This window comes from uncultured Thermosynechococcus sp. (assembly GCF_937958135.1).
GTDB lineage: Bacteria > Cyanobacteriota > Cyanobacteriia > Thermosynechococcales > Thermosynechococcaceae > Thermosynechococcus.
Map to the genome: position 1 here is coordinate 1 of NZ_CALGOG010000100.1, position 18804 is coordinate 18804.

Here is an 18804-nt window from a genome sequence, read left to right on the forward strand (position 1 = left end):
TACACCGAGCGGCGCGCCATGAGCGCGGTGAGTTCGGTGATGGCGATGCCGAAGAGTTGCCGCGTCATGATGTGGTTGATGCGTTCCTGCCGGTCGGGGATGTGCTGCTCCAGCCCCTTATCGAGCCGGCGGGCGATCTCGCGCAGGAAGACGCCCGATTTACAACAGGGGTCGAGGAAGGTCGCGTTTGGGTCGCGCCACAGGTCATCGGGCAGCAGGTCGAGCATTTGGTTGGCCAGCGCCGGCGGGGTGAACACCTCGTCGCTGGAGAGGTTGGCCAAGCAGGAAAGCACGTCGGGGTTGTAGTTTGGGGTCAGCATGGGTTATTTTCCCAACAAAAAGGCTCTGGTCAAAAATTCGGGCGGGATGTTCTGTTCCTGCGGCAGGTAAATGGAGACTTGAATCTCCATTTTGGAAAAATAACGGCACATCAGCGGTCCCATCTCTTTCCAATCCAAGCCGCCTAATCCGCAGCCCAGCGCGGGAACGGCCAGAGATTGAATTCCTTCGGCGCGGTAGTTTGCCAACAGCCACTGTAAGCCTTTTTCAATTCCAACGGGGTCGGAGGCTTCCTTCCAGTGATTTTTGGTCGGGAAGAGCAAAAACCATTTGTTGGCGTTCAGGTTGGGCAGGCTGAAGGGCTCATCGGCAAGGTCGCTATCCAGCGAGGCTTCGCGCTTGTACAGGTAGGGCTTTCCCATCGCCAGCCGTTTATCGCGGCACACGTCCTGATAGACCACATACATATCGGGGAACTGATATTTGGCGCGCGAAGCCAGTCCCTTGCCCATCACGCCTACTGTGTTGACGCTGACGGTGAGGGTTTGCATTTGCGAGAAGAACATATCGCCGTCCACCCAAAACAGCCTGTCGGTGATTGCGCCATGACGGCGCGGCTGGAAGAACATGTGCGGTTCAACGACCACTTCGACCGGAAACGGCAGTCCGCTCAACAGGGGGCGGACTCGTTCCGCCATAGCTTGGCTGGCGACATAGACGGAATGAATCGTGGCGGGCGGCACGCTGTTCGGGATGAGACATTCCGCCATGATTTTGCGCTTGGTGCCGTCCTCGGTCTTCCACCAGTCGCTGTTGAGGATGTTCCAATACTCGCCGCTGATGGCTTTCAGCCCGGTTTCTACGTCCACCAGCGTTGTGAGCGAGTGCGCCGCGTTGCCCAAAGCGATGAACGCGCCTTTGACTCTCAAAACCTGCGGCTTGATTCCCAAAATCACTATGTCTTTTTGATTGGTTTCTCTCAACACTTTGTAAAGCATGGGGTTGCGCGGCTGAAAATACAGATTGGCATATTCCCACAGGCTTTTTTTGTCGGGAGTCAGGCGAGTTTCGCGGTTAGCGACAATCTCCGCGTTATAAATGGGTGTGAAGGGGATGCCGCGCTCGGTCACTTGCTGATGGGAAAGAATTCCGTGTTCAAAGAAAGACGGAAGATTGTCGATGTGCGTGATGTAGAAGAGACTCTTAACGAGGCGCCTGGACATGCTATTCTTCTCCAATCTCCAGAAATTGCACGGGTGGGTAGTCCTTCACCGGCTCTGGGATGAAGACTTCCTCGCCCAAATCCGAAAACAGGGGCAGTTCGCGCAAAGAAGCCTGCTGCACCATCTCGTGAAAGGCAAAATCGCGCCGTTTGAGCAGGCTGCCGTTGACGAGCGACCACTCGGCAAAGATAATCGGTTGCGGATCTTCGCCGACGGTCTGGAGCGTAAGCGCGTCGCCATGCACAATGTTGCAGCTCAGGATATAACGCACCGCTGCGCGGCAGGCAGGTTTGACCCTGTTGCCAAAGAGGGCGGTGTAGGCTTCATCAAACACCGCGTAAAGCCGCCGGCGGCATTCCTCGGCATTGTCTGCCAGAATGTCAATACCATACAGTGAAGACACAGCCAGCACGGCATAGCGCTCATAGTCCAGTTGGCTTTTGGCGTAGCGTTTTTCTACGACCTTGAGCTTGCGCCGCAAAACTTCGGTGAGAAAATTCCCCGTGCCGCAGGCGGGTTCCAGAAACCGCGAATCAATCCGCTCGGTTTCCTGTTGAACTAAATCGAGCATTGCCGTCACGATGTGGGGGGGAGTCAGCACCTCCCCATAGTCGGCAACGCGCTGTTTGGATTTGATGTGGGGGTCTAGGGGCATTGTCGGGTGTCTCTTGGGGGCTTGAGGGAGAGTTTTGCAAAACCCATTATCCCCTTGCCGACGGGTCTTGTCTCGTTTGTTCGCCGTGGGCGGTAAGTGCTGGCTTATTCTTCTGTGTCCTATTGTCGTTACTGCACTGACTGTGTTCATGCTACAAAAGCAATTGTCGGACTCTTGGTGAACAAAAGTCTCCGGGGAGAGAGGGGCAAGAGGGAGCAGCTAGGTTGGCGTGGTATCATAAAAGCCTCAAGCTGAACCACAAAATTGTCAAATTTATTCATTGGTTAAGGCCAGTCCATGAGCTTTGCTGCTGCGTCTTCTCGGATCATTCCCACGGAGCTGCGGGAGGAGATTTCGCGCTCATACCTTGAATATGCCATGAGCGTGATTGTCGGGCGCGCCCTTCCCGATGCCCGCGATGGTCTCAAACCGGTGCATCGGCGGATTCTTTATGCCATGCACGAGTTGGGGCTGACCAGCGATCGCCCCTTCCGCAAATGCGCCCGCGTGGTGGGCGAAGTCCTAGGAAAATACCACCCCCACGGCGATGCGGCGGTCTATGATGCCCTCGTGCGCATGGCACAGGACTTTTCTATGCGGCACCCCCTCATTGAGGGTCATGGCAATTTTGGCTCCATTGACAATGATCCGCCGGCGGCAATGCGTTACACCGAGTGCCGACTGCAAGCGTTGGCCACAGAGGCGCTGTTGCAGGATATTGATCAGGAAACGGTGGATTTTGTGGATAATTTTGACGGCTCACAGCAAGAGCCGCTGGTTTTGCCGGCACGGATTCCCCAGTTGCTCCTCAATGGCACCTCCGGCATTGCCGTGGGCATGGCCACGAATATCCCGCCCCACAACTTGGGGGAACTGGTGGACGGGTTGGTGGCCTTAATCCATAATCCCCAGATCAGCGATCGCGAGCTAATGCGCTACATTCCCGGACCCGATTTCCCCACAGGCGGACATATTTTGGCGCAGGGGGGCATTGAAGAGGCCTACACCACGGGACGGGGTTCGATGACGCTGCGGGCGGTGGCTACGATTGAAACCCTGGAAGCGGCCGGTCGCCAGCCCCGCGAGGCCATTGTGATTACGGAGTTGCCCTACCAAACCAACAAGGCGGCGTTGATGGAAAAAATTGCCGAGTTGGTCAACGAGAAAAAAATTGAGGGGATTGCCGACCTGCGGGATGAAAGCGATCGCGAGGGGATTCGGGTGGTCATTGAACTGAAGCGGGATGCCTACCCGCGGGTGGTGCTCAACAACCTCTACAAGCACACCCCCCTCCAGGTAAATTTTGGGGCCAACATGCTGGCGATCGTCAACGGCGAGCCGCAACTGCTGACCCTCAAGCGCAGTTTAGAAGTCTTCCTCAGTTTTCGCGAAGAAGCGATCGCCCGCCGTACCCGCTATGCCCTGCGCAAAGCTGAAGAACGGGATCACCTGCTGCAAGGGTTACTGGTGGCGTTAGCCAATCTCGATGCCGTGATTCAACTCATTCGCAGCGCCGGTGACACGACCCTCGCCCGCCAGGAATTGATGCAGACCTATGGCCTCAGTGAAGCCCAAGCCGATGCCATTTTGCAGATGCAACTGCGGCGCCTCACCGCCCTAGAGGCGGAAAAAATTGAGCGCGAGCACGCCGAGCTACAGCGGCAAATTGCCGATTATCGCGACATTCTAGCCAATCGGCAGCGGATCCTGGAGATGATTGAAAAGGAAGTCACAGAACTCAAGGCCAAGTTTGCCACCCCTCGGCGATCGCGCATTGTGCAGGCGGAAGGGGAAATCAGCGACACCGATCTAATTGCCAATAACAAATCCGTTATTCTCGTCACGCAGCAGGGCTACATCAAGCGGATGCCCGTAGATACCTTTGAAGCCCAAAGTCGCGATGGGCGGGGGCGTAAAGGGGCAGAGATTAAAGAAGATGATGCCGTTGAGCACTTCTTTAGCTGTAGGGATCACGATTGCATCCTCTTTTTTAGCGATCGCGGGTTAGTCTATGCCTTGCCCGCCTACCAAATCCCCAGTGGCTCGCGCCAAGCACGGGGCACCCCCATTGTTCAACTCCTGCCCATTCCCCCCGAGGAAAAAATTACCTCCGTCATTGCCGTTCAAGAATTTAGTGAAGATGAGTATCTGGTGATGCTCACCCGCAAGGGCTTCATCAAGAAAACCGCCCTGTCGGCCTTCAGTCATATCCGCGCCAACGGCTTGATTGCCATTTCCCTTGAAGAGGGAGATCAACTGCGCTGGGTGCGGCGTACCCGTGAAGAGGACACCATTATCCTTGGCTCGCGGCAGGGCATGGCGATTCATTTTCGCGCCAGTCACGATCAACTGCGCCCCCTTGGACGGGCAACCCGCGGCGTTAAGGCCATGAGTCTGCGGCCGGGAGATGAACTAGTGGGCATGGATATTCTGCCGGGGGCGATCGCCAACCGTTTTGCCTCTCTCTCCGAAGAGGATGACACTGAGGAAACAGTCACCCAAAGTGAAGGCCCTTGGGTACTGGTGATCACCACCAATGGTTACGGCAAGCGGGTGCCCGTGCAACAGTTTCGGCTGCAAAACCGCGCCGGCATGGGCATTACCGCTACCAAATTCAAAGCCAAAGGCAATCCGGATCAACTGGCCACCCTGCGGATTGTCAATGCCGAGGACGAACTCATGATTGTGACCAGTCGCGGTATTGTTATTCGTCAAAAAGTCATGGATATTTCCTCCCAGTCGCGATCGGCCACGGGCGTCCGTCTGCAACGCCTCGACGAAGAGGATGTGATTGTCACGGCAGCCGTCTTGCCCCCCGGTAGCATGGAGGCAGAGGAGGATTGAGCACCACGGTCTTTCTCACGGGAGCCAGTGGCTTTGTCGGTACCCATGTGGCTCAAGTGCTGGCAGAAAGGGGGTATCGCGTCCGTGCCCTTGTGCGGCAACCGCAGCGGGCAGCCCATCTCAGGGCATGGGATGTGGAATTGGTGCAAGGGGATCTGCGCACCGGTGACCTCGTTTCCCTGATGCAGGGGTGTCAAGTGCTATTTCACGTGGCGGCTCATTATAGTCTCTGGCGGCGCGATCGCCCCCTCCTCTATGCCGTCAATGTGGAGGGAACGCGGCGAATCTTGGCTGCGGCCCGTGAGGCGGGCATTGAGCGCACCGTTTACACCAGTTCCGTAGCCGCCATTGGCGTAGACCCTAGGGGTCAACCCACAACGGAAGCCTACCAAAGCCCCCCTGAAAAGCTGATTAGCGAGTACAAACGCTCCAAGTACTGGGCAGAGCAGGTGGCGCAGGAGGCAGTCCGCCAAGGGCAAGATATTGTGATTGTGAATCCCAGTACCCCCATCGGCGCTTGGGATGCCAAACCCACCCCCACCGGAGAAATCATTCTGCGCTTTTTGCGACGTCAGATGCCCGTTTATGTGAATACGGGGCTGAATCTCATCCATGTGCGGGATGTGGCAATGGGTCATCTCTTGGCCTTGGAAAAAGGCAGAACCGGTGAACGCTATATCCTCGGCCACCAAAACCTCACCCTTGCGGACATTCTGGAGCGCCTAGCCACCATTACGGGGTTGCCCCGTCCCTTGGGCGAGATTCCCATTGTCATTCCCTTAGTGATAGCGTGGTTCGATGAGGTGGTTCTGGGGGCTTTGGGTAAGCGCCCCGCCATTCCCCTCGATGGGGTGCGCATGGCACAGCAAAAAATGTTTTACGATGCCCGCAAGGCCGTCACCGAATTGGGGCTGCCCCAGACGCCGATTGAGGAAGCCCTCCGCGACGCCGTGACTTGGTACCGCGAACGGGGCTACTGCTCTTAGGCTTTGCGGTATAGTGAGGATTGGAGATTATGAAGTTTAGTTAAGAGCTATGGTGGTTGCGCCCTTTGCCGCTCAGTTGCCCTTCCTGGAAGAGACGCTTCACAGTGGCTATCAAGCCCTGCAATGGGGCAAGAATCTGTTTGCGATCGCCCACAAAACCTTGAGTGCACGTCTGTTAAACACCCTCTTTCCCACCGAAGAGCGGACGCAACCCCTTAGCCCTGAGTTGCAGGCATGGATCAAGGAGCGCTACGCAGCCCTACTCCAGCAGGATTGGCAGGATGCGGCGGCTGGCCTCTATCCCCCCGCACTGCTTTTTGATGCCCCTTGGGAAGAGTTTTTGCGCTTTTATCCCCTGCTGTGCCTCGATTTACCGCAGATGTGGCAGCGGGCGCGATCGCGCCAATTTCAGGACTTTCCCAAGAACGTGCGCCTTGAGGACTATCCGCAGTACTATCGCCAAAACTTCCACTACCAAACCGACGGCTACCTCAGTGAAACCTCCGCCAACCTCTACGATGTCCAAGTGGAACTCCTCTTTGGCGGTACGGCAGATGCAATGCGGCGGCGCGTGATTTCCCCCATTGCCCAGCATTTTGCCGCCCATCCTCCCACGCCCCCCGTGCGCATTCTGGATGTTGCCTGTGGTACGGGTCGCACCCTGAAGCAACTGCGCTATGGCTTCCCAGAGGCGGCGCTCTTTGGCATTGATCTGTCGCCCACCTATTTGCGCAAAGCCAATTCTCTACTAGCCACCCAGACCGGAGATCTGCCGCAACTGATTCAAGGGAATGCCGAGAGCCTTCCCTACGTGGACAATTACTTTAGTGCCATCACCTGCGTCTTTCTCTTCCATGAACTGCCCGCCCCAGTGCGCCAAAACGTGATTAATGAATGCGCCCGTGTTCTCCAACCGGGCGGCATCTTTGTGATCTGTGACTCGATTCAAGCCCTAGATTCCCCAGCACAGCGGCCGATGATGGAAAACTTTGCCAATCTTTTCCATGAGCCTTTTTACCGCAACTACATCGAAGATGATCTGAACCTCCGCTTAGACAAGGCGGGTCTGGTGGTTCAGGAGATTCAGCACCACTTTATGAGTAAGTATTGGGTGGCCGTTAAACCTTCTTAGCCCAAAAGCGCCAGTCGGCTACGCTTTGTAATAGTACCTACCCCCTGCAATGGGGGGCTGCTAGGCTGAAGGCAGTATATCAAAACATCCTTTCCCTGTGGCAGTTTGGAGGGTTAACTGATGGATGGGCTGGCATGGCAGGCGGAGTTTGTCTCTGGCTGGGCGGAAATCGATCAGGAGCATCGGGCACTGTTGGAAATGCTACGGCAGTTACGCTTGGCAATCCTTGAAGGGGCAACATTTTCCCAAGTCAAGCCACAGTTACTTGCCTGTGCCACGGAAACGGAGCGCCACTTTCAGCATGAAGAAACCCTCATGGCTGCTGCCAACCATCCCCTCTATCTATCGCATCGCGCCGCCCACCAAAATCTGCTGCGGGATTTGAGTTTAATACTTGAGGATGGGCAAAGGCATCCCGAAAACCTGACGCCAGAGACTATTGAGACGATGGGTGCCTTGGTGGTGCGCCATATTCGCGAAGAGGATCTGCCGATGCTCTCCCTCCTCGCCCATCCCAAGGAGCTAGCGCAGCAACAGGCGGCTGAATTGACCGCTGAGAATGTGTTCTAAATCTCAGGGCTAACTGCCGGTTTTGCGATGTTGGATTGCCGTTAGGCCACTGGTTTGCAGCAACTCCCCACTCTCAACTACGGCATAGATGAGCCGGTGGTTGCCACAGTTCATGCGGGACTCCACCGTGCACTCCAAATAGGCAAGGGCATCGAGCAAAATCGGGGCACCGCACTCAGCGCTTTTGAGGCCAAGGGTGGCTAACTGTTGCTCCCCAAGGCGTTGTGCCTGCTGGAATTGGCGAACAAGGGGACTGCCTTCCTTGAGGATATTTAAGACAAAGCGATCGCCCACCAAGCAGAGGCTTTCTGCCCATTCCTGTGGCAAGGACACGGTAATTCCCGGCGGATTAAACGAGGCTTGGGACACCGACGACACCAAAATAGCTGCTGCTTGCGTCAGGTGAAAACACCCTTCGGGCAGGGTTGTCAGGACACACAGCGAACCCACGACTCGGTTCACCGCTTGCTCAGTGCGATCCACCTGTGCTTCCACAAGACTGGGGGGGCGGACGGTGCGGCTCTTGCGCAATTTTTTCAGGGCTTGGGCAAACTCGTGGGCGGCAATTTGGCATTTTTCGAGATCGCTTGCCGTGGGGGTAAACTTCACCCGCAGTGTTTCAAAGCCAAGGGTATAACCCGCATCGAGGAGTTTTTGTTCAATCTCATCAATGGCCTCGCCGCTCCAGCCATAGGAGCCAAAAACTCCCGCCAGTTTGGTTTTGCTGCCCTCGGCCAAGATGAACCCCAAAGCGGTCTGCACTTGGGTTGGCATGTGCCCTCCTAGGGTGGGGGAGCCAATGATAAAACCGTCGCTACTGTGGATTAGAGCCTGCATTTCCGCTGGGGGCGTCGTTTCACAGTTCACGGTTTCCACTTGAACGCCGGCTGCTATCAGCCCTTGGGCGATCGCGTTGGCCAGAATTGCCGTATTGCCATAGGCAGAGGCATAGAAAAGCGCCACCTTGGTCTCCTGTTCCGTTTGGGCTTGGCACCAGTCGCGATAATCCTGAAAAAGGCGGCTACGGCTAAACTTGACCATCGGGCCGTGGGCGGGGGCATAGAGGCGCGGGGGCGGGGTCAGTTCTGCCAAGCGCTCCAAAATACTCTCCACTTGACGGGTTTGGGCGGCATGGAGGCATTCAAAATAATAGGCGCGATCCTCATCGAGTTTTTTCCACTGCTCATCGTAGAGGCTATCGCCACAGACATGGGCGCCAAAGAGCTTATCTGTAAACACAATTTGATTCTGGGGATCCACGGTGATGAGGCCATCGGGCCAGCGGGGGGTAGCAGCGGCAATAAATTCCAGACGGCGATCGCCCCCCAACTCCAAGGGTGTTTCCCCGCGGGGAATCCAGAGATTCAACTGCTCGCCAAGGGTAGAGCGCAAGGTCACTGCCCCGGCTTTGGAGCACACCAGCGTCACTTGGGGGGCTTTTTCGAGCAGGACTTTGACGGTGGCCAGACGATTGGAGTTGACATGACTGAGGATCAGGTACCGCAGTTGACTCAGATCAATGTGTTGCTGGAGTGCTTGCAAATAAATCTGCGTAAAGGATTCCCCCGGCGGATCCAGCAGGGCGGGTTGGGGGGCTTGGATGAGGTAGGAATTGGAGGTGGTTCCCTGTTGACGGCCATACTCCACTTCAAACTTCAGCCGTTCCCACGTGCGCGATCGCAAGACCAAAACCCCCGGTGCAATTTCGGCCACTTGAACATCACGGGGGCGGGTTTCCGTGGGCATGGGACACCTCCTGAATAGTTCTCTAGGACTGCGGCATTGCTGTCGAAATGCTTGAAAGAGTACTGCCACTATAACGTAATTTTTATAGTCTAGGGAATAGTGGCTATAAGCTTTTACTTTGGCCGTTATTGTTTGTTCGCTGATTATTTCAGCAGTATAATTATTGTCACATGAGAACTCTAGAACGATTTCCTCAATCCGGCCTTTTTCACAAACAAAAAAGGGAATACGGCAAAGGCTAGGGAGCGGAAAAGCAAGGTACTCTCTAATCCTATCAAATGCAAAAATTCGGCGTTATTATTTTTTCTATTTGCTTTATAAGCAGAATCAATCAGTCATTCGAGGAGTTGAGAAACTGAGGGAAGTAGCTATCCTGAGCCTGCAAGTAGAGACTCTTTTCTAGGGATTGCATACGTTCAAAGCCGTGAAGAACTGCATCCTCTAGCTGTGCCCCAATTTGAGGAGAAAGTTTTCATCAAGTTTTTATCCTGAGCGATCGCAGGTCTGTAATTGCGCCAGTAGCAAAACAATGCGATCCACTCCTGAGCGCAATTGCGGCGGAGTCATCCCTGCTTGGTTGAGGACAATGCTAAAAACCAACGGGCGATCTTGGACTGGTTCTACATACCCCGCCAAGGCTGCCACTCCCCGCAAGGTGCCGGTTTTAGCCCAGACGCGATCTTGAGCCGGGGTATTGCGCAACCGCCGACGCAGCGTCCCCGATCGCCCGGCAAGGGGGAGCGATCGCCACCATAGCGAGGCATGAGCTGTTCGTGCCATCTGCTGCAACAGGGTGACTAAGTCGTTGGGCGTCAGCCAGTTTTGCCGCGAGAGTCCCGAACCATCCACCAAGACGGCTCCTTGGATGCCAATTTGTGCCAAGTAGCGTTGGCGATAGCCGGGTTGGGCGGCTTCTAGGGCAGCAAGGAGCATTTCTGCATAGAAATTGTCACTCTCTCGGAGGATGGGCAACATCAACTCCCTTAGGGGGCGTGAGGTATGGCGTACCAATACCTCGGGTAACGGCTCTGCCGTCTCCACCGGGCGAATCTGCTGCACTTGAATCCCCGCCTGGGCAAAGGCACGCTGCACCTGTTGCCGGAGATAGGGAATCGGCTCCCGCAGGGGAATGCGTATTTCAGCGGGTTCACTGCCCACATGGAGTTGACCGCGCACGATAATCTCTTGGCTGCGCACTTCACTTTCGAGAAATTCCACTTCAGAGGTGGCTACCGTACGGGTCTCATTCACTACTCGCCATGGAAGACCGCTCTCCTGTTGCCGTAGCGCCAAGGGTTGACCCAACTGCTGGGGCACCACCTCTAGGTTGAGGGCGTTTTGATTGACACTAAAGCGCGTGACGACGGCAGCAAATCCCATCGTCAGGTCTTCGATCGCCCAGGTGGGTTCCAGCATGACAGGTGTTAGGCCGCCAATTTCTAGAACTTGAATTCGGCGGATTCCCTGTTGGGCAAGGTGGTTGGCCATGCGTTGCAGGTCTTGGCTGCGGAAACTGGGGTCAAAACCGCCCTGAAGGCGGAGGGTTGTTCGGTCGGGCGATCGCCCACTGAGGGTGGTCACAAATGTATGATTTGCTCCCCAATAGGTAAGGGCGGCTGCCACAGTGGTGAGCTTCACCGTCGAGGCCACCAGAAAGAGCTTTTCCCCCTGATGGTTGTAGAGTACCTCCCCAGTGGTTAAATCCCGGATGACAATCCCCCACTGCCCCCGTTGCCATTGGGGATCGTGTATCTCCTGTTCAATAGTTCGTGTCAAATCTTGGCGACAGAGGCCAAAGGCGGCGGGTGAAACTAGAAGGAGCAGCGCACTAGCAGGGAACAGAAGCCATCGAAGTCGCGCCATAGGGCACCAAGTCCTTGACATAGACGCGATCGCAGCGCTGGGTTTCCACCCCCGTGGCCGGTTGATAGCCCGACTTTTCATACAAGTGCACCGCTGCCGTCATAATTGAGGCCGTTTCAATCCAGATTTTGCGGTAGCCTGCCGCTGCAATTGCGGCCTCCAAATGGTGGAGAAGAAATGTCCCCAGCCCTTGACCGCGCACCCTAGGATGGAGATACATCTTGCGAATTTCCACGGCGGCCTCGCCCCGCTGAATGGGGTAGAAGGCGATTGTGCCCACCACCTCCGCAGCCTGCTCCACCACCCAAAACTGCCCGCCGCGGCGATGGTAGTAGTCCTCCACATGCACCACATCGGCATCGGCCCCTTCGGGTTGCCAAGCAAGGCCAAACTCATTGAGGACATTGGCAATCAGGTGCATCACCGCTGCGCGATCGCGATCGCGCCAATGGCGCACCCCACAATCCCCATAGTGAAGAAAAAATGCACTCAAGGACGGCTGCCTCCAGCAGGGTATTGTCCCTTTCACCGGGGTAGAACACATTCAAAACCATCAAAAAATTGGCTGCTGAACCTGTCTCCCCTATCTCTCAAAAAAGGACTGTACTGCCACTCTAACGATTCAACGGGAGGCTCGCAAGAGCATCCGGCTACTGTTTTGTCTTTGCTTAACCTTTGCTGTGGCCACCACTCTCCTAACCACCGACCTAGTATAGGAAAAGATGCTAGACGAATGGACAATGCAAGACTTTGCCGTTGTAATTGTCGGCAGTGGCCTAGCAGGCTGTCCTGCTGCTTTGGAAATTTGCCCCCTTGCCCCGCCGCCAACGCTATTGGAATACAGAGCTAATAGGAGCCTTTGAACTGGCTAACTTACTTGTGGTTGGCGAGCTGATTTTAGCCAGTGCCCTGGCTCGCCAAGGGAGCTAACTACTTGCCCGTCACCCACACCCTGTTTCTACCCCAAGAGCGCAAATATTAAATCCATGCAACGGCTACCTGCGACCCCTGCCCTCAAGCGGTTTATCATTGGCATCACCCTTTTTATCCTGCTCACATTAGTGGCGGTGGTGGGCTACACCAGCTTTGGCTGGAACTGGCTCGATGCCCTTTATATGTATGTCATCACCGTCTTTGGCATTGGCTACAGTGAAGTGCGTCCACTGCTGACCCCAGGGCAGCGCTTCTTTAACATGCTGATTATTGTGGCCGGCAATGCGGCAACGGTTTATACGATCGGTGCGGTGGTGCAACTGTTTACGGAAGGTGAAATCAAACGCCTATTGCATCTTCAACGAGCAAGCCGCGACATCAACAAACTGAACCGCCATGTCATTGTCTGTGGCTTTGGCCGCATTGGTCAAGTGATGGCTCAAGAGCTGACCGCCACCAAGACTCCCTTTGTCATTTTGGATGTTGATGAACAGCGCATTGATCTGGCAATGCAGTTGGGCTATCTCGCCTATTGGGGAAGTGCAGCCGAGGAGGAAACACTGCGAGTCGTGGGCATTGATCGGGCGATCGCCCTGGCCACAGTGCTGCCCAATGATACAACTAATGTTTTTATTACGCTGACAGCACGATCCATGAATCCAAATCTTTTAATCGTAGCGCGAGCCAATCTAGCCAGCACAGAATCAAAGCTGCGCATGGCAGGGGCAGATCACATCGTTTTACCGACAAAAATTGGTGCCAGCCAAATGACCAACCTCATTCGGCGACCGCGCATTGATTTCCTCGAACAAACGGGCGATCTCGAGACCCTCAACGAACTCTTAAGCCATATTGATGCTCGCCTAGAGGAAATGGAAATTACCCCCAGTTACCCCTATGTAGGTACGCGCTTGGCGGGACTTGAGGTGCGGGGTCAAGGCGCATTTATCATCATCGGCCTGCGCAAGAGTGATGGTCAATTATTTTCGACTCGCGACAATCCTCTTGTGGAAGTGGGGGATACATTGATCTTGTTGGGTCATGTTCAAGATGCCCCCAAGTTAATTCGTAAATACACCCTCCGCTCCCGTCCCCTTCGATGACCCCTCCCTCCCACCTTGCTCACCTCAAAGATCACGTCATTATTTGCGGCTATGGTTCCCTTGGGCGGACTTTAGCAATGAACCTGGCCGCTGCTGAAATCCCCTTTGTTGTCATTGACAACCAGCGGCAGCGACTACGGCTGGCTCAGCAGTCAGGGCATCCTTTCTATCGCGGCGACGATCTCATGGATGAAAATGAGCTGTTGGCCGTAGGCGTGGATCGTGCCCGCACACTCGTTGCGGTTTTGCCCGATGATGCCAGTAATGTCTTTATCACCCTAATTGCCCGCCGCCTCAATCCCCACCTGCAAATCTTGGCCTATGGTGAATTACCCGCCACGGAGTCCAAATTGCGCTTTGCCGGCGCCGATCATGTGGTCTTGCCCTCCAGTATTAGTGCCCACCGCATTGTCCAGTTAATTACTCGCCCGACAGTTCTGGATTTTCTGGAGGAGAAGGAGGAGCGCAGTCATCTGATTGAGCTATTGAGCCAGTTGGATCTCCAGATTGAAGAGTTTACCCTCCCCCTAGAATCCCCGCTGTTGGGTCTGGCGATCGCCGAAGTGGAAGCAAAAGGTCGAGGCCGGTTCATTATTGTGGCTGTACGCCGTTGCAACGGCAACTTGGTCACCCATCCCCCCTTGAGTCTGCCTTTGCAAGCAAAGGACACGGTCATTGCCTTGGGTCAAGCTGCTGAAATTCAAGCCTTTTTCCGCCAACAGACTCCTCGCTATCGCCGCTTTAGAATCTAGCCCTTAAGACCGGCAGCGGTGTGTGAGGGAATAATGTACCGTTGCAAGAAAATAAAAACAATGAACACAGGCACAATTGAAATGACAGAGCCTGCCGCAATCAGTCGCCAATCTAAGGAAAACGTCCCCGCCAAGGTCACCACGCCAATGGGGAGGGTATAGAGTTCTGGCTGATCCACAACCAATAAGGGCCAGAGAAAATCACTCCAAGCGCCAATAAACACAAAAATGCCAAGGGTAACCAAGGCAGGGCGAATGGCCGGCAGCATCACAAACCACCACAACCCCAATTCGGAGCAGCCATCGAGGCGAGCCGCCTCCTCCAGTTCCTTGGGCACTGCCATAAAAGCCTGTCGCAACAGAAAAATACCAAAGGCAGAGGCCAAACTTGGCAGAATGATCCCTAGGTACGTATTCCGAAGCTTCAACTGCACAACCAAAATAAAGAGGGGAATCACAATGACTTGAAAGGGAATCATGAGCGTGGCCAAAATAGTCGCAAAGATCGCCTCCCGCCCCCGAAAGGAAAGCCGCGCCAAGGGATAGGCGGCCAAGGCAGAGGTTAGGAGATTGCAGGCCACCGTGAGAACCGCCACCAGCGTACTGTTAAACAGGTACCGGCCAAAGGGATGCGTTTGCCAGACAGTTACAAAATTTGCTAGGGTCGGCTCGGCAGGTAACCAGCGGGGCGGAAAGGCAAAAATATCTTCGTTGGCGGACTTGAAGGCGGTACTGACCAGCCACAGCAAGGGAAGCAGCATGGCGATCGCGATCGCCCCCAACAGTAGGTAGGTCAAGCCTCGCCGCAGGTTCATCGCCGCGTCCAGAGATTCGTAAACATCATTAACAGGCCACCAATCGCAATGGCGATCGCCAAGCCACCGGCAATCCAATCTAGGGTTGTTGTTTCCATTTGAAATTTCCCAGGGATACTGTTAGACACTGCGCAGGGCAACAATCGGATCCAGCCGCGCCGCCCGCTGAGCGGGAACTACCCCAAAGAAGAGACCAATGCTGCCCGAAACGCCCACGGCAAGAGCTACAGCCAAGGGGGCAACCCCGGCCTCAAGGGGAGTGAGCATCGCCACTAGGACGACACCGCCCACACCGACGCCTGTACCGATTAAACCGCCAAGGGCAGACAGGATCATCGCCTCAATCATAAACTGTGCCAGTATATCCCGCTGCGTGGCACCAATCGCCTTGCGCAGGCCAATTTCTTGGGTGCGCTCCGTCACGGACACCAGCATGATGTTCATAATGCCAATGCCCCCCACCAGCAGCGAAATGCTGGCGATCGCCGCCAACATCAACGTCAAGGCATTACTAATATTGCCAATAATTTGCAGGGCTTCCTTTTGGGTTTGAATCGTAAAATCATCCTCATCCACAATTTGGTGCCGCAGCCGCAGCAGGTTGGTAATCTGAAACTTGGCGGCATCAATGCTTTGCTCATCGCGGGCCGACACCGAGATAAATGTCAAGGAAATCCCGTAGGGGGAACGCTGGCCGACAATGCGGGAAGACATCGTCGTAATAGGAATGTAGGCGGCCTCATCCTGATTGTTGCCAAGGAAGGCGCCCTTTTCGGCCATGACCCCAATGACCTCAAAGGAAAGATTCTTAATGCGCACCTGCTGCCCCACAGGATTTTCGTTGATAAAGAGCTTCTTGGCCAGATCAGCCCCCAAAATGACCACACGGCGATGCCGTTCCACATCCTCCTCGGAAATGAAGCGCCCGCGCGCCACGGTAAAACTGCGCACCGAGGGAAAGGTGGGGGTAGTCCCCACAATTAAAACGTTGGTATTGCGTCCACGATAGGTGACTCGTTGCTGGACTTGGAGTTGGGGCGCCACTTCCTTGACGGTAGGGACTTGGGTAGCGATCGCCCTGGCGTCCTCAAGGACAAGGGTTTGGGGCACATTAAAGGTGCGGTTGCGGGCTTGGGGCGTGCCGGGGACAATAAAGAGCGTATTGGGTCCGAGGGATTCAAACTGGCCGGCGGCATAGCGCTGTGCCCCTTGACCTACGCCCACCATGGCAATTACCGCCGCATTGCCAATGATAATGCCCAGCATCGTCAGCCCACTGCGCAGCCGATTGGCCTTCAGGGTGGCGATCGCCATGCGCACGCTTTCAGTAATGTCCATGATCCTGCGCCGACAACAACTGTCTTTACTCTAACTTGAGAGGTTGCTTCGCCTCAGAGTTTCAAAACAGGTTTCCAGTTCACGATTGCGGTAGGGGAATACTTTTGCCGTTGTAGCGATTCATGGCCGCCTCCACCCCCGACCGAATACTCAGCTCAATGGCGTCCACAGCTAAGTCAAGCACAGCGGGCAAAATGGCAAGTTCCGCCGCCGAAAACTGTCCTAAAACGAAGGGCACGGCATTGCGCGGCCCGGTTTGTTGCTTCAGGCGATCGCCAAAAGCAATGCCCACCTTGAGGCGGGGAAACTGTTGAGAATGGCAGTGTTGAATAATTGACTTAATACCATTGTGTCCCCCTGTGGAGCCGGTTAAGCGCAAGCGCACTCGCCCCAAAGGCAAATCGGCATCATCATAGACAACAAGGGTGCGCTCAAGGGGTAGCTTATAGAAATTCAAGAGGGCATGGAGCGCCTGCCCAGAATTATTCATATAGGTAGTGGGCTTGAGGAGATGCACTTTCTGACCATCAATGTAGGCTTCCCCCACCTCCCCCAAGAAGCGCCGCTGCGGAGTCAACTCAACCCGATACCGCTGGGCGAGGGCGTCGAGGACACGAAAGCCGATGTTGTGGCGAGTTGTAGTGTACTCTATGCCTGGGTTCCCAAGGCCAACAATCACGCAGGGCTGGAGTACCATGCCACCTAAGCGGAAGGTTCCCGAGGCGATTCAGCCTCTGCCTTGGCCTGCTGTTCCTGTTCTAGGGCAGCGGTCTGACGTTTTATTTCATCTTGGAATTCGCGGGAGGCTTCCTCAAAGGCACGCTTGGTTTTGCCAAGGCTGCGGCCAATTTCCGGCAGCTTTTTCGGGCCAAAAATTAACAGTGCCACTACCAAAATAACGATGAGTTCCGGCAGACCGATCCCAAAAACGTTCATAGATTATCCCAAGGCTGTCCAACTCACATTAACACCATCAATCATGAGTGTCGAGTTGTAAATCTCCAGAATAATCAACAGGAAAACGAGAAACAGCCCCATGAAGACAGCCATCAAGGGAGTGGTGCCCCAACCGGGAGCAACTTTACCGTACTCAGAGTTGAGAGGGCGCAAAAGATCACCAAGCCAAGTCCGTCGTGCCATAAATCCCTTTTTTGAACGAAATGAACAGCATTTTAATGTTTCGTAATATTATAAAAGCATATCTTGCTCCCATTGAGTACGTTTCTATGGAACCTGCAACAGTTCTTAGCATTGCTCTTGCCGCCGTCTGCATTGGCGTCACCGGCTACTCCATCTACCTTTCCTTTGGCCCCCCCTCCAAGGAGCTAGCGGATCCCTTCGACGACCACGAAGACTAAAACTACAGCCCCTCAACGGGCACGCCCAAAAAGCTGGCAATCCTTGCGCCTTGGGTCTCTAGTTCTGCTAAAGGCAAGGGTGTACCCACACGGGTAAGGGGGATTTCACCTCGGCCTTTAATTTTCAGGTAGAGGGCACGCTTGGGGTTAAGACCCTCTTTAATGACAATCTTTATCGCCTGCACCTCGCTGATGGGGCAGCTTACCTCAATTTGGCGATTCTTGCCGGGGAAGCCCCAGCGGAAGATACGCACAAAGCCGGTTTCTTTGTTGAACTCATTGAAGCCTCCGCCAATATCCCAAGCGATCGCCAGCCACAGATACGTTGCCAACAGCAGTGCCGCCACCCCATAAAAGCCAATCGCAATCCCTTGGGGAATAAAAACCAAATCAATTGGGTTGCCAACGGGCAGCAAATTGCGGTGCAAATAGCTGGAAAGACCCGCCAGAAAGAAGCCAATACCCCCAATGGAGACCACCGTTGCCCAAAAGTAGTTACTGGGGCGACGGGATCCCAGCACCGTATAGCGCAGAACCGACTCTTGACGCGGGGAGGACTCAGTCACAGGGGAGTTGGTCATAGCTCGCGTTGCCAAAGTTGAAGTGCTTTACATTTTATAGAGAAACTGCTCCGATTCCCAACGAGACTCTCTACAATGCAGTTTGTAGGAGCTACGCTGAAACTATGGCGGGTGAGTTAATCCTACCCCTGAGGTAGGGAAGTCCGAAGCAACGTTTTTCTTGCAATCCATACAATACAAATAGTTAGAAATCGTAAAAAGGGGTCAAAGGGTTAGATATGCAACCATCCAATCCAAATCAATTTACGGAAAAAGCATGGGCCGCGATCGCCCGCACGCCAGATTTGGCCAAGCAGGCGCAGCATCAGAATCTCGAAAGTGAACACCTGATGAAATCGCTCCTAGAGCAAGAGGGGTTGGCCACGCAGATTTTCCAGAAGGCGGGCTGTTCGGTGCAGCGAGTGCGAGATTTCACCGATGACTTTATTCACCGTCAGCCCAAAATTAGCAATCCCAGTGGCGTCTATCTAGGACAGAGCCTTGACAAGCTCCTCGATCGCGCCGAAGAGGCGCGCAGACAGTTCGGCGACGAGTTTATCTCAGTTGAGCATTTAGTCCTAGCCTTTGCCCAAGACGATCGCTTTGGCAAAAAACTGTTCCAAGAGGTGGGTCTTACGGAAAGTGCG

Annotated in this window: 20 protein-coding genes and 1 pseudogene; 9 read left to right on the plus strand and 12 right to left on the minus strand. The window is 54.7% G+C overall.

Annotated elements, in window-relative coordinates:
* From Q0711_RS11175 to Q0711_RS11185, 3 genes and pseudogenes are all read right to left on the minus strand, one after another.
* A pseudogene (locus Q0711_RS11175) lies at positions 1-320 on the minus strand (restriction endonuclease); the annotation flags it as partial.
* A gap of 3 nt (positions 321-323) precedes the next feature.
* Entirely contained in the window at positions 324-1502 is a 1179-nt protein-coding gene (locus Q0711_RS11180; RefSeq protein ID WP_299042609.1) for a DarT ssDNA thymidine ADP-ribosyltransferase family protein, read from the minus strand.
* A gap of 1 nt (position 1503) precedes the next feature.
* Positions 1504-2157, minus strand: coding sequence for a DNA methyltransferase (locus Q0711_RS11185; protein ID WP_299042612.1), 654 nt, complete (start codon positions 2155-2157; stop codon positions 1504-1506).
* A 297-nt stretch (positions 2158-2454) separates the two neighbouring features.
* Here Q0711_RS11185 and gyrA point away from each other — a divergent pair, with 297 nt between their 5' ends.
* The 4 genes from gyrA (at position 2455) to Q0711_RS11205 (ending at position 7689) form a co-directional block, all read left to right on the plus strand.
* Positions 2455-5001 (plus strand): DNA gyrase subunit A, encoded by a 2547-nt coding sequence (gyrA, locus tag Q0711_RS11190; RefSeq protein WP_299042615.1) that lies wholly within the window; start codon positions 2455-2457, stop codon positions 4999-5001.
* On the plus strand, positions 4998-5987 hold the full coding sequence (gene hpnA, locus Q0711_RS11195; protein ID WP_298615432.1) for a hopanoid-associated sugar epimerase: 990 nt from the start codon (positions 4998-5000) through the stop codon (positions 5985-5987). The genes gyrA and hpnA overlap by 4 nt, the downstream gene beginning before the upstream one ends.
* Before the next feature lie 49 nt (positions 5988-6036).
* Complete coding sequence (locus Q0711_RS11200; protein WP_298615434.1) at positions 6037-7119, plus strand: class I SAM-dependent methyltransferase; 1083 nt, start codon at positions 6037-6039, stop codon at positions 7117-7119.
* 120 nt (positions 7120-7239) lie between these two features.
* Positions 7240-7689, plus strand: coding sequence for a hemerythrin family protein (locus Q0711_RS11205; RefSeq protein ID WP_298977612.1), 450 nt, complete (start codon positions 7240-7242; stop codon positions 7687-7689).
* Between the two features lie 9 nt (positions 7690-7698).
* Here Q0711_RS11205 and Q0711_RS11210 read toward each other — a convergent pair whose 3' ends face one another.
* The 3 genes from Q0711_RS11210 to Q0711_RS11220 form a co-directional block, all read right to left on the minus strand.
* The gene (locus tag Q0711_RS11210; RefSeq protein ID WP_298616952.1) at positions 7699-9435 is read right to left on the minus strand and encodes a diflavin flavoprotein; all 1737 of its coding nucleotides are present in this window, start codon (positions 9433-9435) and stop codon (positions 7699-7701) included.
* 483 nt (positions 9436-9918) lie between these two features.
* Positions 9919-11298, minus strand: a complete 1380-nt coding sequence (dacB, locus tag Q0711_RS11215; protein ID WP_299042619.1) for a D-alanyl-D-alanine carboxypeptidase/D-alanyl-D-alanine-endopeptidase — start codon at positions 11296-11298, stop codon at positions 9919-9921.
* Complete coding sequence (locus Q0711_RS11220) at positions 11264-11791, minus strand: GNAT family N-acetyltransferase (protein ID WP_298615445.1); 528 nt, start codon at positions 11789-11791, stop codon at positions 11264-11266. Before Q0711_RS11220 ends, dacB begins: the two co-directional genes overlap by 35 nt.
* Before the next feature lie 320 nt (positions 11792-12111).
* Between Q0711_RS11220 and Q0711_RS11225 the strand changes: the two genes are divergently transcribed.
* From Q0711_RS11225 to Q0711_RS11235, 3 genes are read left to right on the plus strand one after another with little or no spacing between them, the layout of a single operon-like run.
* Positions 12112-12228 carry a hypothetical protein gene (locus tag Q0711_RS11225; protein WP_298615447.1) on the plus strand — a complete coding sequence of 39 codons (117 nt, stop codon included), beginning with the start codon at positions 12112-12114 and terminating at the stop codon, positions 12226-12228.
* A gap of 56 nt (positions 12229-12284) precedes the next feature.
* Positions 12285-13334 carry a potassium channel protein gene (locus Q0711_RS11230; protein ID WP_298615450.1) on the plus strand — a complete coding sequence of 350 codons (1050 nt, stop codon included), beginning with the start codon at positions 12285-12287 and terminating at the stop codon, positions 13332-13334.
* Entirely contained in the window at positions 13331-14086 is a 756-nt protein-coding gene (locus Q0711_RS11235) for an NAD-binding protein (protein ID WP_298615452.1), read from the plus strand. The genes Q0711_RS11230 and Q0711_RS11235 overlap by 4 nt, the downstream gene beginning before the upstream one ends.
* Here Q0711_RS11235 and Q0711_RS11240 read toward each other — a convergent pair.
* From Q0711_RS11240 to psbH, 5 genes are all read right to left on the minus strand, one after another.
* Entirely contained in the window at positions 14083-14901 is an 819-nt protein-coding gene (locus Q0711_RS11240) for a carbohydrate ABC transporter permease (protein WP_298615454.1), read from the minus strand. The genes Q0711_RS11235 and Q0711_RS11240 overlap by 4 nt on opposite strands.
* 120 nt (positions 14902-15021) lie before the next feature.
* Positions 15022-16239 carry an ABC transporter permease gene (locus Q0711_RS11245; RefSeq protein ID WP_298615455.1) on the minus strand — a complete coding sequence of 406 codons (1218 nt, stop codon included), beginning with the start codon at positions 16237-16239 and terminating at the stop codon, positions 15022-15024.
* 79 nt (positions 16240-16318) lie between these two features.
* The gene (gene pth / locus Q0711_RS11250; RefSeq protein WP_298615457.1) at positions 16319-16936 is read right to left on the minus strand and encodes an aminoacyl-tRNA hydrolase; all 618 of its coding nucleotides are present in this window, start codon (positions 16934-16936) and stop codon (positions 16319-16321) included.
* Between the two features lie 5 nt (positions 16937-16941).
* Positions 16942-17175, minus strand: a complete 234-nt coding sequence (locus Q0711_RS11255; RefSeq protein ID WP_298615461.1) for a TatA/E family twin arginine-targeting protein translocase — start codon at positions 17173-17175, stop codon at positions 16942-16944.
* Between the two features lie 3 nt (positions 17176-17178).
* On the minus strand, positions 17179-17379 hold the full coding sequence (gene psbH / locus Q0711_RS11260) for a photosystem II reaction center protein PsbH (protein WP_181495330.1): 201 nt from the start codon (positions 17377-17379) through the stop codon (positions 17179-17181).
* 86 nt (positions 17380-17465) lie between these two features.
* Between psbH and psbN the strand changes: the two genes are divergently transcribed.
* The gene (gene psbN / locus Q0711_RS11265; protein WP_011057227.1) at positions 17466-17597 is read left to right on the plus strand and encodes a photosystem II reaction center protein PsbN; all 132 of its coding nucleotides are present in this window, start codon (positions 17466-17468) and stop codon (positions 17595-17597) included.
* 2 nt (positions 17598-17599) lie between these two features.
* Here the strand turns inward: psbN and Q0711_RS11270 are convergent, their stop codons facing one another.
* Complete coding sequence (locus tag Q0711_RS11270; protein WP_298615467.1) at positions 17600-18178, minus strand: photosystem I assembly protein Ycf4; 579 nt, start codon at positions 18176-18178, stop codon at positions 17600-17602.
* A 218-nt stretch (positions 18179-18396) separates the two neighbouring features.
* Here Q0711_RS11270 and Q0711_RS11275 point away from each other — a divergent pair.
* A partial coding sequence (locus Q0711_RS11275) for a Clp protease N-terminal domain-containing protein (protein WP_299042624.1) occupies positions 18397-18804 on the plus strand: 408 nt, incomplete at its 3' end.

Bases quoted from the DNA above. Each gene is read 5' to 3' on its own strand.
- Q0711_RS11180 (WP_299042609.1), bottom strand. From the start codon at position 1,502: ATGTCCAGGCGCCTCGTTAAGAGTCTCTTCTACATCACGCACATCGAC.
- Q0711_RS11185 (WP_299042612.1), bottom strand. From the start codon at position 2,157: ATGCCCCTAGACCCCCACATCAAATCCAAACAGCGCGTTGCCGACTAT.
- gyrA (WP_299042615.1), top strand. From the start codon at position 2,455: ATGAGCTTTGCTGCTGCGTCTTCTCGGATCATTCCCACGGAGCTGCGG.
- Q0711_RS11200 (WP_298615434.1), top strand. From the start codon at position 6,037: ATGGTGGTTGCGCCCTTTGCCGCTCAGTTGCCCTTCCTGGAAGAGACG.
- Q0711_RS11205 (WP_298977612.1), top strand. From the start codon at position 7,240: ATGGATGGGCTGGCATGGCAGGCGGAGTTTGTCTCTGGCTGGGCGGAA.
- Q0711_RS11210 (WP_298616952.1), bottom strand. From the start codon at position 9,435: ATGCCCACGGAAACCCGCCCCCGTGATGTTCAAGTGGCCGAAATTGCA.
- dacB (WP_299042619.1), bottom strand. From the start codon at position 11,298: ATGGCGCGACTTCGATGGCTTCTGTTCCCTGCTAGTGCGCTGCTCCTT.
- Q0711_RS11230 (WP_298615450.1), top strand. From the start codon at position 12,285: ATGCAACGGCTACCTGCGACCCCTGCCCTCAAGCGGTTTATCATTGGC.
- Q0711_RS11235 (WP_298615452.1), top strand. From the start codon at position 13,331: ATGACCCCTCCCTCCCACCTTGCTCACCTCAAAGATCACGTCATTATT.
- Q0711_RS11240 (WP_298615454.1), bottom strand. From the start codon at position 14,901: ATGAACCTGCGGCGAGGCTTGACCTACCTACTGTTGGGGGCGATCGCG.
- Q0711_RS11245 (WP_298615455.1), bottom strand. From the start codon at position 16,239: ATGGACATTACTGAAAGCGTGCGCATGGCGATCGCCACCCTGAAGGCC.
- pth (WP_298615457.1), bottom strand. From the start codon at position 16,936: ATGGTACTCCAGCCCTGCGTGATTGTTGGCCTTGGGAACCCAGGCATA.
- Q0711_RS11255 (WP_298615461.1), bottom strand. From the start codon at position 17,175: ATGAACGTTTTTGGGATCGGTCTGCCGGAACTCATCGTTATTTTGGTA.
- psbH (WP_181495330.1), bottom strand. From the start codon at position 17,379: ATGGCACGACGGACTTGGCTTGGTGATCTTTTGCGCCCTCTCAACTCT.
- psbN (WP_011057227.1), top strand. From the start codon at position 17,466: ATGGAACCTGCAACAGTTCTTAGCATTGCTCTTGCCGCCGTCTGCATT.
- Q0711_RS11270 (WP_298615467.1), bottom strand. From the start codon at position 18,178: ATGACCAACTCCCCTGTGACTGAGTCCTCCCCGCGTCAAGAGTCGGTT.